The organism is Pseudomonas sp. DW-iso3, assembly GCF_058725305.1.
The window spans coordinates 376,467-390,928 of the sequence record NZ_JBZXDZ010000002.1; the positions used below are offsets into that span (position 1 = coordinate 376,467).

The 14,462-nt window shown below is 61.3% G+C and carries 12 protein-coding genes; 4 read left to right on the forward strand and 8 right to left on the reverse strand.

What is annotated here, in order from left to right; genetic code table 11:
• Positions 1 to 58 precede the first annotated feature (58 nt).
• The 4 genes from AC4PS7_RS07490 to AC4PS7_RS07505 all read right to left on the reverse strand — a co-directional run bounded on the left by AC4PS7_RS07490 (position 59) and on the right by AC4PS7_RS07505 (position 5,395).
• Complete coding sequence (locus tag AC4PS7_RS07490; protein ID WP_492179259.1) at positions 59 to 1,729, reverse strand: ATP-binding protein; 1,671 nt, start codon at positions 1,727 to 1,729, stop codon at positions 59 to 61.
• Positions 1,729 to 3,228 carry an ATPase domain-containing protein gene (locus tag AC4PS7_RS07495; RefSeq protein WP_021493131.1) on the reverse strand — a complete coding sequence of 500 codons (1,500 nt, stop codon included), beginning with the start codon at positions 3,226 to 3,228 and terminating at the stop codon, positions 1,729 to 1,731. Before AC4PS7_RS07495 ends, AC4PS7_RS07490 begins: the two co-directional genes overlap by 1 nt.
• Positions 3,229 to 3,372: 144 nt before the next feature.
• Positions 3,373 to 4,431, reverse strand: a complete 1,059-nt coding sequence (locus AC4PS7_RS07500) for a tetratricopeptide repeat protein (RefSeq protein ID WP_021493132.1) — start codon at positions 4,429 to 4,431, stop codon at positions 3,373 to 3,375.
• Positions 4,432 to 4,501: 70 nt separating this feature from the next.
• Positions 4,502 to 5,395: a bestrophin family protein gene (locus tag AC4PS7_RS07505; RefSeq protein WP_010210406.1), complete on the reverse strand. Its 894-nt coding sequence runs from the start codon at positions 5,393 to 5,395 to the stop codon at positions 4,502 to 4,504.
• A gap of 200 nt (positions 5,396 to 5,595) precedes the next feature.
• Here AC4PS7_RS07505 and AC4PS7_RS07510 point away from each other — a divergent pair, with 200 nt between their 5' ends.
• The 4 genes from AC4PS7_RS07510 to AC4PS7_RS07525 are packed head-to-tail and all read left to right on the forward strand — an operon-like array spanning position 5,596 to position 9,482.
• Complete coding sequence (locus AC4PS7_RS07510) at positions 5,596 to 6,363, forward strand: SDR family NAD(P)-dependent oxidoreductase (RefSeq protein ID WP_042572389.1); 768 nt, start codon at positions 5,596 to 5,598, stop codon at positions 6,361 to 6,363.
• 12 nt (positions 6,364 to 6,375) lie between these two features.
• Positions 6,376 to 7,560, forward strand: a complete 1,185-nt coding sequence (locus tag AC4PS7_RS07515; RefSeq protein WP_021493133.1) for an acetyl-CoA C-acyltransferase — start codon at positions 6,376 to 6,378, stop codon at positions 7,558 to 7,560.
• A 9-nt stretch (positions 7,561 to 7,569) separates the two neighbouring features.
• Positions 7,570 to 8,697 (forward strand): acyl-CoA dehydrogenase, encoded by a 1,128-nt coding sequence (locus tag AC4PS7_RS07520; protein ID WP_021493134.1) that lies wholly within the window; start codon positions 7,570 to 7,572, stop codon positions 8,695 to 8,697.
• Between the two features lie 11 nt (positions 8,698 to 8,708).
• Positions 8,709 to 9,482 carry an enoyl-CoA hydratase gene (locus tag AC4PS7_RS07525; RefSeq protein ID WP_010210412.1) on the forward strand — a complete coding sequence of 258 codons (774 nt, stop codon included), beginning with the start codon at positions 8,709 to 8,711 and terminating at the stop codon, positions 9,480 to 9,482.
• 61 nt (positions 9,483 to 9,543) lie between these two features.
• Here AC4PS7_RS07525 and AC4PS7_RS07530 read toward each other — a convergent pair whose 3' ends face one another.
• The 4 genes from AC4PS7_RS07530 to AC4PS7_RS07545 all read right to left on the reverse strand — a co-directional run bounded on the left by AC4PS7_RS07530 (position 9,544) and on the right by AC4PS7_RS07545 (position 14,459).
• Positions 9,544 to 10,695 (reverse strand): acyl-CoA dehydrogenase family protein, encoded by a 1,152-nt coding sequence (locus tag AC4PS7_RS07530; RefSeq protein ID WP_492179260.1) that lies wholly within the window; start codon positions 10,693 to 10,695, stop codon positions 9,544 to 9,546.
• 3 nt (positions 10,696 to 10,698) lie between these two features.
• Positions 10,699 to 11,802, reverse strand: coding sequence for an enoyl-CoA hydratase/isomerase family protein (locus AC4PS7_RS07535; RefSeq protein WP_256454667.1), 1,104 nt, complete (start codon positions 11,800 to 11,802; stop codon positions 10,699 to 10,701).
• A 141-nt stretch (positions 11,803 to 11,943) separates the two neighbouring features.
• On the reverse strand, positions 11,944 to 12,654 hold the full coding sequence (locus AC4PS7_RS07540; RefSeq protein ID WP_010210415.1) for an HPP family protein: 711 nt from the start codon (positions 12,652 to 12,654) through the stop codon (positions 11,944 to 11,946).
• Between the two features lie 182 nt (positions 12,655 to 12,836).
• Positions 12,837 to 14,459 (reverse strand): ArnT family glycosyltransferase, encoded by a 1,623-nt coding sequence (locus AC4PS7_RS07545; RefSeq protein ID WP_010210416.1) that lies wholly within the window; start codon positions 14,457 to 14,459, stop codon positions 12,837 to 12,839.
• Positions 14,460 to 14,462: the final 3 nt, after the last annotated feature.

Below are 14,462 nucleotides of genomic sequence, written 5' to 3' on the forward strand. Positions count from 1 at the left end.
AGGTCAGCGTCTGCCTTCGCCCACAGCGGACACTGCTGCTGTCTTTGGCGGCGGGTAATCACGCTCGGATCATTTCCCGCACCTTCGCCGTAAGCAAATCAAAGGTAAACGGCTTGGTGATCAACTGCATTCCCGGGTCCAGGAACCCGCCCCGCACCGCCGCGTGTTCGGCATACCCTGTAATGAATAGCACCTTGAGGTCCGGACGGATCTGCCGGCCGATTTCCGCCAACTGGCGGCCGTTCATACCGGGCAGGCCGACATCGCTGATCATCAGGTCGATACGCTGGTCCGACTCGATGATCGGCACCGCCGTGTCGGCGTCACTGGCCTCAACGAAGGCATAGCCCAGTTCCTTGAGCACCGCACTCACCAGCACACGCACTGCGGGGTCGTCCTCGACAATCAGCACGGTTTCGCCGGCATTGGCAAACGGCGGCAGCGTCGGGTCAGCCGGCAGGTTTGCGGTGATTTCGCCGATAAAACGCGGCAAAAACAGGCTGACGGTGGTGCCTTTGCCCACTTCACTGTGGAGGGTGACGTGTCCGCGCGACTGGCGGGCAAAACCATAGATCATCGACAACCCCAACCCCGTGCCCTGGCCAATCGGCTTGGTAGTAAAGAACGGATCGAACACCCGGCCCATCACGTTCTCGGGGATACCGCAGCCGGTGTCGCTGACGCTCAGTTCCACGTAGTCGCCCGGCGTCAACGTGCCATAGGCGGCAGTGAATACGTTGTCCAGATGGCGGTTGCTGGTTTCCACCAGCAATTGGCCACCGCCCGGCATGGCGTCTCGCGCATTGATCACCAGGTTGAGCAGGGCACTTTCCAGTTGGTTGGGGTCGGCTTCGGCGGTCCACAACTCACCGGTCAGGCGCATATCCAGCTTGATGCTTTCATTGATGCTGCGTTGCAGCAGTTCGCCCATGGAAACCACCAGTTGGTTGATCTCCACGGGTTTTGAGTCCAACGATTGCCGGCGGGAAAACGCCAGCAAGCGATGGGTGAGCCCTGCTGCACGATTGGCGGAGGTGACACCCAGGTCGATCAGGCTGTCGAGGTCGTCAAGCTTGCCTCGGGACACGCGCCTGCGCAGCAACTCCAGGCTGCCGATGATGCCCGTGAGCATGTTGTTGAAGTCGTGAGCAATGCCGCCGGTCAACTGCCCGACCGCTTCCATCTTTTGAGATTGGCGCAACGCTTCTTCGTTGTGGCGCAGTTGCGCTGTACGTTCCTCTACCTGTTGTTCGAGGGTTTCCAAGGTACGTTGCAGGCGCAACTCGCTTTCGCTCAGGTCGATCAGGCGATCGCGCGCTTCGTATTGTCTTCGCCGACCGCGCAATGCAGTGCTGACCAGGCTGATCAGCGTCACCGGATGGAACGGACGTTCCAGGAATGTCACGTTGCCCAGTAGCCGGCTCAGGTGGCTCGAGCCATTCTGCTCGCTGCCGCCGTGATGGGTCATGAGGACGATGGGCAGGTCCGACCAGGCCGGTTGTCGATGCAGGTAGTCGAGCAACGGTTCCAGGTCAACGCCGCGCAAGGCTTCGGCAGCAATGATCAACAAGCCGCTGCCTTGTGCCAACGCCTCGCACAGGCTGTTCAAGTCGGTGGCGACGATACCGCTGTAGCCGGCCTCGTTGAGCATCATCAGTGCCAACGCGCCGTCGCGCCCCAAGGGCGCGAGGATGATCGCGCGTTCGGAGAGAGGAGTAAGGACCGTCACTAGCCCTCATCCTTGAGCAGGGGAGAACCGGCACCCATGTAAGTTGGAATACCGCGTAAAACCCCTTGAAAGTTGTTCAGCGGCTCACCGACCGTCATGCCGCGACTGCCGATGCGGTATTCGCGAATCGTCGACTCATGGGTGCCGGTGCGTTTCTTGATGATCGAAATGGCGCGGCGCACTTCGCCAATGGCTTCGAAATAGCGCAAAAGGATCACGGTGTCGGCCAGGTAGGTAATGTCCACGGGTGCCTGCATATCGCCCACCAGCCCGTGTTGGGCCACCGTCATGAAGGTGGCAGCGCCTCGGCGATTGAGGTACAGCAACAACTCGTGCATATGCAGGATCAGCGCGTTTTCTTCCGGCATTGCCGCCTGGTAACCGTTAATGCTGTCGATCACCACGGTCTTGATGCCCCGTTCGTCCACGCAACGACGTACACGGTGCGAAAACTCACCGGGGGTCAGTTCGGCGGCGTCTACTTGTTCAATGAACAAATTACCGGTGGCCTGTAAGGCGGCAAGGTCGATGCCCATGTTTTTCATGCGCTCGAACAATAGGCCCAACTCTTCATCAAAGATAAACAGCGCGGCCTTCTCGCCCCGCGCCACGGCGGCAGCGGCGAAGATCATCGAGATAAGCGATTTGCCAGTACCCGCAGGCCCCAGGATCAGGCTGCTGGAGCCGGTCTCGATCCCGCCGCCCAGCAACGCATCCAACTCGCGGATGCCGCTGGTGAGGGTCTGGCGGTTGTAGCCGCCACGGTGTTCGGCGGCCACCAGGCGCGGGAACACATGCACACCGCCCTGCATGATGGTGAAGTCATGGAAGCCACCCCGGTATTTCTGGCCACGGTACTTCACCACGCGCACGCGGCGGCGTTCAGCGCCGTAGTTGGGGGTCAGTTCCTCCAGGCGGATCACGCCATGGGCGACGCTGTGCACGGTTTTATCGAGAGACTCGGTGGTCAGGTCGTCGAGCAGCAAGACAGTCGCGTCATAACGCACGAAGTAGTGTTTGATTGCCAGGATCTGCCGGCGGTAGCGCAAGGAGCTTTGCGCCAACAGACGGATCTCGGAGAGGCTGTCGACGACCACGCGGGTTGGCTTGACCCGTTCCACCACCTCGAAAATCTGTCGCGTCGCTTCGCCCAGTTCCAGGTCGGAGGAATACAGCAAGCTCTGCTGGTGCTCGGCGTTGAGCAGACTCTCCGGCGGGGTCAGTTCGAAGATATGAATATTGTCATCGAGGTCCCAACCATGGGACGTGGCGCCCTGGCGCAACTCACGCTCGGTCTCGGACAGGGTGATATATAACGAGGTCTCACCGTTTTTCGCGCCGGCCTGCAAAAAATGTAGCGCAACGGTAGTCTTACCGGTACCCGGTTCGCCTTCCAGCAGGAACAGGTGGCTGCGCGACAGGCCGCCGGCAAGAATGTCGTCAAGACCTTCGATGCCGGTAGCGGCTTTTTCACTCAACAGCTCGTTGGATGTAGACAAGGAGTGCCCTCGGTCACGTTCAAATAGAGGCGCGCGCCGGCTCGGCGTGCGCCATATTCACTTGACCGTAGTGGCTTCTGGCGGTTCAACGTTTCGTAGAATTTGTGCAACAAGGGCCTGGGTTTACACGTGTTTAACCTGAACCTACAGACCTTGTTGCAGCGCGGGATCATCCGGATTCTGTTGCTCAAGCTGTGCGAGCAGAACCTGGACGTTCTGCAACTGGCCGCTTTCCTTCCAGTAATTGATCAGCAGCACCCGTGCCTTGCGATTGGCAGGGTGACGCTGGACGACTTCTTCCAGTTGCCGCTGGGCCGCCTCCAGTTCCTGCTGGGCGTGAAGGGTGGTGGCGAGGTCGTAGCGATAATCCTGATTGTCCGGTTCCAACTCTACGGCTTTGGACAGACCGAGCAGGGCATAGGGCCTCTCGCCGTGGTGCAACAGCCACATGCCCAAGGCGTGCTGCAGGTAGGCCGACTCAGGGTGCGCCGCCAATTGGCGTGCCAATAACTGGCGGGACTCGTCGGTCTTGCCTTGTTTATCCAGTAACTCTATCTGCGCCACAACGGCTTGCAAGTTGTCCGGTTGCAAGCGCATGGCCTGCTCCAGTGCATTTTGCGCTTCCGGCAACAGAGCGCTGTGGATGTACAGGCGCGCCAGTTGAATCCAACCTTCGGCCGTTTCGGGCTGGGCCTTGAGCTTTTTCACGAACTCATCGAGGACCTGCTGCAATGGCCCGAAGTACAGACCCAGCGTGTCAGGTGACAGGCCCAGCAAGGCATTGGCGGCAGCAAATCGAACTGCTTGTTCGGGGTCGTCGAGCACCGGCCCGAGCAACAACGTGCGCTGGCCGGTCGGCACCAGGCCGACAATGCTGTGAATGGCCGCCTCGCGCACCAGGGGCGACTCGCTGGCCAGGTCTTTGTCCGCCAGCTTCAGGGCTTGCGGGCTGGGGTAGTTGGGCAGTTCTGCATGCAACGCAGCACGGCGCTCGGGGGACAGGTCCGGCCGGCCCAGTTGTTGGTACAACACGCGCGCTGCGCCAGGTTCGCCATTACGCGCCTGTTTCAGGGCCTTGGAGTAACCATGGGCAATGGTGGGCGGTACGGCCACCGGGGTGGCACGGGAGAAATACCAAGTGATCAGCACAATCAACAGCAGGGCGCACAGGCCGACGATGGAGTAACGGCGTGACTTTGACATGCAGGCGTCCGAAAGCGTGGGCAGCAAAGCCGTCAGCTTCGGTCAGACCACGGCAGGTGTCAAACCCGCATCAGGTCAACACGTATTCCACCGGTTCCAATGGCAGTGGCAGATCGGTTTCACCAAGGGCGGCCAATACTTCGCGCTCCAGCGTGCGCAGGAGGGCATTGCAGGGCAGATCGTTTTCGTCAAAGCCGAATGGGTCCTCCAGGTCATCACCGATTTCATCGAGGCCGAAAAACGTGTAGCTGACGATGGCAGTGAACACTGGCGTCAACCAACCCAACGGCTCGGCCATGGCAAACGGCAGCAGGATGCAGAACAGGTAAATAGTGCGATGCAGCAACAAGGTATAGGGAAAGGGCAGCGGCGTGCTCTTGATCCGCTCGCAGGACGCCTGCACCTGGCTGAGGCTGACCAGGCGCGCCTCCAACTGTGTGTAGCGCCATTCGCTGATCACGCCTTGTTCAGCCAATGCGCTAAACCGTGCGCCGACCTGTTGCAGCAGGTTGTCGGGCAGGTTGGGATGGTTGGCCTGGAACTGGCTCCACGGCTTAATGGCCTGGGCTTCATCTTCATGCCGCAGCCGTGCAACCAGGCCATGGGCGAAGCCGCACACGCTTCGCAGCAAACCCGCACGTTCGGCCGGATCCCGCAGCACTTGGGTTTCGCGGATCAACGAGCGCACATCGATGATCATCTGCCCCAACTGCTTGCGACCCTCCCACCAGCGGTCATAGCAGGCGTTGTTGCGAAAGCTCATGAAAATCGACAGCGACAGCCCGAGCAAGGTGAATGGCGTGGCATTGACCTTGGAGAAATACGCCGGATGCAGGGTTTCCACCAGCACGATCACCGAGGCCAGCAAGGTGACTAACAGGCTGCGCAAGGCGATGCGCTTGGCTATTGACCCCTTGAGGGAAAACAGGATGCCCAGGAGGTTGGGTTTGGGTCGGACTATCATTCAGGGGCGGGCTTCTGTGTCGGTGCAGCCCATCAGGTTAGAAGCACGCACTGCGCCCGTCCAATCGATTGAGCTGACGGGCTGATCGGCGGGGTCGATGACTGGCCAAACCAGTCAGGCAGGTTGAGGGCTTTGACCATTGCCGCAGTGGCGCTCTGGGGCGACTATTTCGACGATTCGGACTGTTAAAGAGAATAACAATGCAGATTGAAAACAAGATCTTCCTGGTCAGTGGCGGTGCCTCGGGCCTCGGCGCGGCCACTGCTGAAATGTTGGTAGCGGCAGGTGCCAAGGTGATGCTGGTGGACCTCAACGCCGATGCCGTGGCGGCCAAGGCCCAGCAGCTGGGTGAGAATGCCCGCAGCGCCGTGGCGGACATCAGCCAGGAAACGGCCGCCGAAGCCGCCGTGCAGGCCACAGTTGCGGCGTTTGGCGGGTTGCATGGGCTGGTGAACTGCGCCGGTGTGGTGCGTGGCGAGAAAATCCTCGGCAAGGACGGCCCTCACGGGCTGGCCAGCTTCGCCCAGGTGATCAACGTCAACCTGATCGGCAGCTTCAACCTGTTACGCCTGGCGGCCGCCGCCATTGCCGAAACCGAGGCGAATGCCGACGGCGAGCGCGGTGTGATCATCAATACCGCCTCCGTCGCCGCGTTTGACGGGCAGATCGGCCAGGCGGCGTATGCTGCGTCCAAGGGCGCCATCGCCAGCCTCACATTGCCTGCCGCGCGAGAACTGGCGCGGTTTGGTATCCGCGTCATGACCATCGCCCCCGGGATCTTTGAAACGCCGATGATGGCCGGCATGACGGAGCAAGTGCGCGAGTCCCTGGCTGCGGGCGTGCCGTTTCCGCCACGCCTGGGCAAACCCGCCGAATACGCCGCGCTGGTGCGGCACATCATCGAGAACAGCATGCTCAATGGCGAGGTGATCCGTCTCGACGGTGCTTTGCGCATGGCGGCCAAATAAGGAGGAGTTCCCATGACCGACCCCATCGTTATTGTCAGCGCCGTGCGCACGCCCATGGGCGGGTTCCAGGGTGATCTCAAGGGCCTGACAGCGCCGCAGCTGGGTTCCGCCGCCATTCGTGCGGCGGTCGAGCGTGCCGGTATCGCCACCGATGCCGTGGATGAAGTGCTGTTCGGCTGCGTACTGCCCGCTGGCCTCGGCCAGGCACCCGCACGCCAGGCGGCGTTGGGCGCGGGCCTGGACAAGGCCACGCGCTGCACCACCCTCAACAAGATGTGCGGCTCGGGCATGGAAGCCGCGATCCTGGCGCATGATTCGCTGCTGGCCGGCAGCGTTGATGTGGTCATCGCCGGTGGCATGGAAAGCATGTCCAACGCACCGTACCTGCTGGACCGCGCCCGCAGCGGCTACCGCATGGGGCACGGCAAGGTGCTCGACCACATGTTCCTTGACGGTCTGGAAGACGCCTACGACAAGGGCCGCCTGATGGGCACCTTTGCCGAGGACTGCGCGCTGCACAACGGCTTCACCCGCGAGGCCCAGGACGCGTTTGCCATCGCGTCCCTGACCCGTGCGCAAGAGGCGATCTCCCATGGCAACTTTGCCGCCGAGATAGTCCCGGTGCAGGTCACCGTAGGCAAAGAGCAGAAAACCATCCTGCATGACGAACAGCCCCCCAAGGCCAAGCTGGACAAGATCAGCAGCCTGAAGCCGGCGTTCCGCGACGGCGGCACAGTGACGGCGGCCAACGCCAGTTCGATTTCCGATGGTGCGGCGGCCTTGCTGCTGATGCGCCAGTCCGAGGCCCAGAAGCGCGGCCTCAAGCCCTTGGCCGTGATTCATGGGCACGCAGCGTTTGCTGATGAACCGGGATTATTCCCGGTGGCGCCGGTGGGCGCTATCCGCAAGTTGATGACCAAGACCGGCTGGAACGTGGGTGAAGTCGATCTGTTCGAGATCAACGAAGCCTTTGCCGTGGTCAGCCTGGTGACCATGAGCAAGCTGGACATCCCCCACGCCAAGGTCAATATCCACGGCGGCGCCTGTGCCCTGGGGCATCCGATCGGTGCATCGGGTGCGCGGATCCTGGTGACGCTGCTCTCGGCCTTGCGACAGAACGGCCTCAAGCGTGGCGTTGCAGCCATTTGCATCGGCGGTGGTGAAGCCACGGCCATGGCCGTCGAATGCCTGTACTAAGGACTGACCATGTTGCCCAATGAAGAACAACTGCAAATCAGCGACGCGGCCCGGCAATTTGCCCAGGAACGCCTGAAACCCTTTGCCGCCGAATGGGACCGCGAGCACCGCTTTCCCAAGGAAGCCATCGGTGAAATGGCCGAGCTGGGTTTCTTCGGCATGCTGGTGCCGGAACAGTGGGGCGGTTGCGACACCGGCTACCTGGCCTACGCCATGGCCCTGGAAGAAATCGCTGCGGGTGACGGCGCCTGCTCCACCATTATGAGCGTGCACAACTCGGTCGGTTGCGTGCCGATCCTGAAGTTCGGTAACGACCAGCAGAAAGAGCAGTTCCTCAAGCCCCTGGCCAGCGGCGCTATGCTCGGCGCCTTTGCGCTCACCGAACCCCAGGCAGGTTCCGACGCCAGTAGTTTGAAAACCCGTGCGCGTCTGGAAGGTGACCATTACGTACTGAATGGCTGCAAACAGTTCATCACCTCCGGGCAGAACGCCGGGGTGGTGATTGTGTTCGCCGTGACTGACCCGGCGGCGGGCAAACGGGGGATCAGCGCGTTTATCGTGCCGACCGATTCGCCGGGCTACAGCGTGGCACGGGTCGAAGACAAGCTCGGGCAGCATGCGTCCGACACCTGCCAGATCCTGTTCGAGGACGTAAAGGTGCCGGTCGCCAACCGCCTAGGGGAAGAGGGCGAAGGCTACAAGATTGCCCTGGCCAACCTTGAGGGCGGCCGCGTCGGCATCGCCTCGCAAGCGGTGGGCATGGCCCGCGCCGCCTTTGAAGCGGCCCGCGACTATGCCCGCGAGCGTGAAAGCTTCGGCAAGCCGATCATTGAACATCAGGCCGTGGCCTTCCGCCTGGCGGACATGGCCACGCAAATTGCGGTCGCCCGGCAGATGGTGCATTACGCGGCCGCGCTGCGTGACAGCGGCAAGCCGGCCCTGGTGGAAGCCTCGATGGCCAAGCTGTTCGCCTCGGAAATGGCCGAGAAAGTCTGTTCGGCCGCCTTGCAAACCCTGGGCGGTTACGGTTACCTGAGCGACTTCCCGCTGGAGCGGATCTACCGCGACGTGCGGGTCTGCCAGATTTACGAAGGCACCAGCGATATCCAGCGCATGGTCATCTCACGCAACCTCTAAGGAGCCGATACATGAGTTACGAAACCATTTTGCTCGAAGTCCAAGGCCGCGTTGGGCTGATTACCCTCAATCGCCCGCAAGCCTTGAACGCCCTGAACGCGCAGCTGGTCAGTGAATTGAACCAGGCGCTGGATGGCCTGGAAGCCGACCCGCAAATCGGCTGCATTGTGCTGACCGGTTCCAGGAAGGCCTTCGCCGCCGGTGCCGATATCAAGGAAATGGCCGAGCTGACCTACCCACAGATCTATCTTGACGACCTGTTCAGCGACAGCGACCGCGTCGCCAACCGCCGTAAGCCGATCATTGCCGCGGTGAACGGTTTTGCCTTGGGCGGGGGCTGTGAGCTGGCGTTGATGTGCGACTTCATCCTGGCAGGCGATGGCGCCAAGTTCGGTCAGCCGGAAATCAACCTGGGCGTACTGCCGGGCATGGGTGGCACCCAGCGCCTGACCCGCGCGGTGGGCAAGGCCAAGGCCATGGAAATGTGCCTGACCGGGCGTTTTATCGACGCGGTGGAAGCCGAACGCTGCGGGATTGTCGCGCGCATCGTGCCGGCGGATGAGCTGTTGGAAGAGGCGCTGAAAGTCGCCACTTTGATTGCTGGCAAGTCAGTGCCTATCAGCATGATGGTCAAGGAAAGCGTGAACCGCGCGTTTGAAGTGAGCCTGTCGGAAGGCGTGCGGTTTGAGCGCCGGGTGTTCCATGCAGCATTTGCAACGCAGGATCAGAAGGAAGGCATGGCGGCGTTTGTGGCCAAGCGAGCACCGGACTTTAAAGACAGATAACCCGGTCTCCCACCTGCCACAAACCTGTAGGAGCTGGCAAGCCGGCTCCTACAGGTCGGGTTTACAGTTGGTAGTGCTTGAGCTCCCTGGCAATCACCATCCGCTGAATCTCGCTGGTCCCCTCGTAAATCTGCGTGATCCGCGCATCCCGGTAGTAACGCTCCACCGGATAATCCTCCAAATACCCATAGCCGCCATGAATCTGCATGGCTGACGAGCAGACCTTCTCCGCCATTTCCGAGGCAAACAGCTTGGCCTGGGAGGCTTCCGACAGGCACGGTTTGCCGGCACTGCGCAGTCGCGCAGCGTGCAGGATCAGCAAGCGGGCGGCATTGAGCTGGGTTTGCATTTCGGCCAACAGGTTGGCCACGCTCTGGTGCTCGATGATTGCTTTGTCGAACTGCACGCGATCACGGGCGTAAGCCAACGCCGCCTCAAACGCCGCACGGGCGATTCCCAGTGCCTGGGCGGCAATGCCGATGCGTCCGCCTTCCAGGTTGGACAGGGCGATCGCCAGGCCTTTGCCACGCTCACCCAGCAGGTTGGCTTCGGGCACTGTGCATTGGTTGAGAGTGACGGCGCAGGTGTCAGAAGCGCGAATGCCCATTTTGTGTTCGGTGCGGTCCACCACGAAGCCGGGTGTTGCGGTGGGCACCAGGAACGCCGAGATGCCTTTCTTGCCCAGTTCAGGGTCGGTGATGGCAAACACGATCGCCAATTTGGCGCGCTTGCCATTGCTGACGAATTGCTTGGCGCCTGTGATCACCCAGTGACCGTCGCGCAGTTCTGCACGGGTGCGCAGGTTGTGGGCTTCGGAACCGGCCTGGGGCTCGGTCAGGCAAAAGCAGCCAATCGCTTGGCCGCTGGCGAGGTCAGCCAGCCAAGTCTGCTTCTGCGACTCTGTGCCGTAATTGAGGATTGGCCCGCAACCCACTGAATTATGGATACTCATCAGCGCACCGGTGGCGCCGTCGCCAGCGGAGATCTCTTCCACGGCGAGGGCGTAGGCGACGTAATCGACATAGGTGCCGCCCCATTCTTCCGGCACCACCATGCCCAGCAGGCCCAGTTCGCCCATCTTGGCGACCAGGGCATCGTCGATCCAGCCAGCTTTTTCCCAGGCTTGGGCATAGGGCGCGATTTCACCACGGGCAAAGTCACGTGCCATGTCGCGGATCATCACCTGTTCTTCAGTATATTCAATATCTTGCATGACTTAGTTCGCAACCTTCTTGAAGTTATGAAAGAAGCTTTCTACATGGCTGAGGGCCAGTCCGTGCAGAGTCGGTGGGTTCCAGCGCGGGGCCTTGTCCTTGTCGATGATCAGCGCACGCACGCCCTCGATCAGGTCGCCGCGTTCGAACCATTGGCGATCCAGGTGCAGCTCCAGGGCAAAACATTGCTCAAGGGGCAGGCGACGCCCGCGGCGCAGCATTTCAAGGGTGACGGCCATGGCCAGGGGTGAGCGGGTCTGCATCAGGTGGGCGGTGGTCAGGGCCCATTCGTGGCTGTCGGCCACGGTGACTTGTTGCAGTTGTTCAACAATGCTCGGCACATCCGGCAACGCGAAGAAGTGGTCAATGGCGGGGCGCAAGACGGCCAGGGGCGCGTCGGGGAGTTGCTGCACCGCCAGTTTGGCGAGCACACCTTGCAGGTCCTTGAGTGGCGAGTCGTGCCATTGCAGGCGGTCAAGCTTATTGTCCAGGTCGGCAAGCTTGCTGCTCTCAAGATACCAATCCGCCAGCCCGCAGTAGAGCGCATCGGCCGCACGGATCTGCACCCCGGTAACCCCCAGGTAAATCCCCAGCTCACCCGGAATACGCGGCAGGAAGTAGCTGCCGCCCACATCAGGAAAGTAACCGATGGCCACTTCCGGCATTGCCAGGCGGCTGCGCTCGGTAACGACGCGCAAGTCGGCGCCTTGCACCAGGCCCATGCCGCCCCCCATGACAAACCCGTCCATGAGTGCCAGGACCGGTTTGCGGTAATGGTGGATGGCCAGGTCCAGTGCGTATTCCTCGACGAAGAAGTCCTGGTGCAGGGTGTCGCCATTCTTGAAGCTGTCGTAAAGCGAACGGATGTCGCCGCCGGCACAGAAGGCTTTTTCACCGGCGCCGCGCAGGACCACGGCGTACACCTGCGGGTCATCGGCCCAGGCTTTTAGCTGGGACGCCAGCCTGCGCACCATGTTCAGGGTAATGGCGTTCAAGCCGGCGGGGCGATTGAGGGTGAGGTGGCCGATATGGTTACGGACCTCGGCGAGGACTTCGTCCTGAAGTGTTTCTGCGTGGCTTGCCTCGGATGAAACCTGAGCAGTCATCGATAACTCCCTGCTTTTATTGTTCTTTATCAAGATGTTCGCGGACGAACCATCTCGCGATCGTACCAGTGCAAATTTGCCCAGTACAACCGTCAATCATGCAGGTTGTTTTTGCATTTATGCAGTGAATGGATGAGTGCCTCACGGCACCCGACTGGCCAGTACCTCACCGATGCTGCGGCGTCGGGCGTGGGTTTCTGCGGCATGGATCAACGCTTCCAGCTCCGTGGGCTCTACATCGTAGAATTGTTCCATTTCGGACAGCGCCAGCTTCAGATCGTCGGCAGTAATCGCTGGGTCTCGAGCGGCCTTGGGGTTGCCCAAGATAGGCGCGGGTGTTTCAACGGCGCCTTTTGGGTAGCGCGTGCGTGTCGCGTTGTTGTAAACCAGCGCGCAGGCCAGCAAGGCGCCGGCACCGAGCAGCACGGCGCCCAATTCATACCAGCCCAGGGCGGCGGAAGCCGGGTCCGCCAACACCAGTGTCATCGCCAATCCGCCGGCTGGCGGATGCAGGCAACGCAGCCAGCACATCAGCACCACCGTCATGCCGGCCGCCAGGCAGGCGCCGCCCAGGGAGGGACCCAGGACGCGGGCCACCAGCAACGCAATCACGCCCGCGCACAGGTAGCTGCCAATGATCGACCAGGGTTGCGCCAGTGCACCGGACGACACGGCGAACAACAACACCGCCGAGGCGCCGAGGGGGCCGAGCAGGTGCAACGCCACCTCCATGCCAAACACTTGGGCACACAGCCAGACGCTGAGGAGGGTGCCCAAGGCCATGCCGATGGCGGCACGGCTCCATTCAGTGGGGCGGGTGTTGATAGCAGCGGGGAACCAGCGAGCGAACATTGAAGGGGGTCCATAAACAGCGGGCAAAAAAAAGGCTTGTCTGGTTGCCCGGAAAAGCCCTTTGAAGGTTCCAACATTTGGGGGAAGGAACCCGTGCAGTGTGCCCACCTTGGAAGAACCGCGCCAATGCATATTGATGCAGGTTGAGTGCAAAAATAATGAATTGAAGGCCGGCGCAGTCTTTAAGGTTGCGGCGGTTTGGCCAAGTGCAGCAGTACGTAAGGGTTGCGGTCAAACTCACCGACCAGGGTGGGCGTGATGCTGCGAAAGCGCGGGTCCTGCAAGCCTTCGTAATCCGCTTGACTCATCACCAGCCAGGCTGGCGCCTGGATGGGCTTCAGCTCGGCCGCTTGCTGAGTGAATAACGGTACTTGGTCGCAGTCGAGGTTGACCATGTATTTGATCGCCTTGGCGTCTTTGCCCAGGCCGTGCAACACCACGGGAGCACGCTGCTGCATCACCTGTTCATGCACCTGCAGGGTAAAGGTGCGTGTGTCATAGACACTGCGTTCCAGCGGTTCGACCACCAGGATATAAGTGGCCCATACCGCCAGTACCGCGGCAAAAGCCGGTCCGACCTGGCGCAGTTGCGACTTGAACAGCGCCAGCAGCGCCACTCCCTGCAGCCCCCCAAGCACGCCGTACACCCAGCCCAAATGACTCAAATGTTCCGGGTAGCGCGGCCGCGCGAAGAGCAATCCGGCGATCAACAGCGTCGGCAACAACGTCCAGATGCCCAGCATCAACCCACGCAACCAGGCAAACAACCGCCCGTGCGCCACTTGGAACGGATACGCCGCAATCATCGCCGCCATGGGCAACATCGGCAGTACATACCGCGCCTTTTTCGCCTGTGGGATCGACAAGCCCAGCATCACCAGCAAGCCTGCGGCAGCGCAGTACCACACCAACTGCAAGGCCGGCCCCGGCGCCCGGCGTCCGCTGATCACCATGGCCAGCAGCACAAGCACGGCCATCGGATACGCCAGGGCATAGTTGCCCAGGGAACTGGTGAAGTAATACAGCACGCCGCTGGAACCTTCGCTGCCATCCATGCGCCCGAGGAACTGCATGCGAATCACGTCCTGCATGAAGCGCTCGCCGCCACTCAGCTTGGCCATCAACAACAGCAAGCCGACACAGGCCACCAGCAACGCCAGCGCAAGCAATCCGAAGCTGAACAGTGGGCGCCATTGGCGGTTGATCAGGTAATAGCTGCACAACACGCCAGTGGGAACGACCAGCCCAATCGGCCCACGCACTGCAAAGCCGACAATCAGTAGCAGGTACAGCCAATGCAGGCGCTTACCTGCACCGAAGTGGTCGTGGGCATACCCCAGATAGAACACCGCCAGGGCGATTGCGGCCAACATCTGGTCGAGGGACACCGCGCGGGTTTCGCTGATGAAACTGCTGCTCAGCAACAGCATCGCAATGCTCAACAGTCCCCAGCGCTGGGAGTAAGGGGCCGTCAGGCGATACACCAGGGTGACGATCAACGCCGAGGCAATGGCCGTAGGCAGCCAGGCGGTAAAGCGGGTGACCTCGCCAAACGGCAAAGACACCAGCCACGTCATCAACGTCGAGGTAGCCAGGTAATCCGCGTAAGGCTGGCCATAGGTGGTCGGAAAGAAACCGGGCCCATGACGCAGCATCTCCTGGGCAAACAGCACGAAGCGTGAGTCGAAGCCGATGATTGCCTGATGCCAGTTGCCGGCGATGAACAGCAGCAACGCCAGCAATCCCAAGCCGAGGGATTGACGGCGGATCGCGGGGCTTAACAGGGACGGTTGGGCAGTGTTCACGTC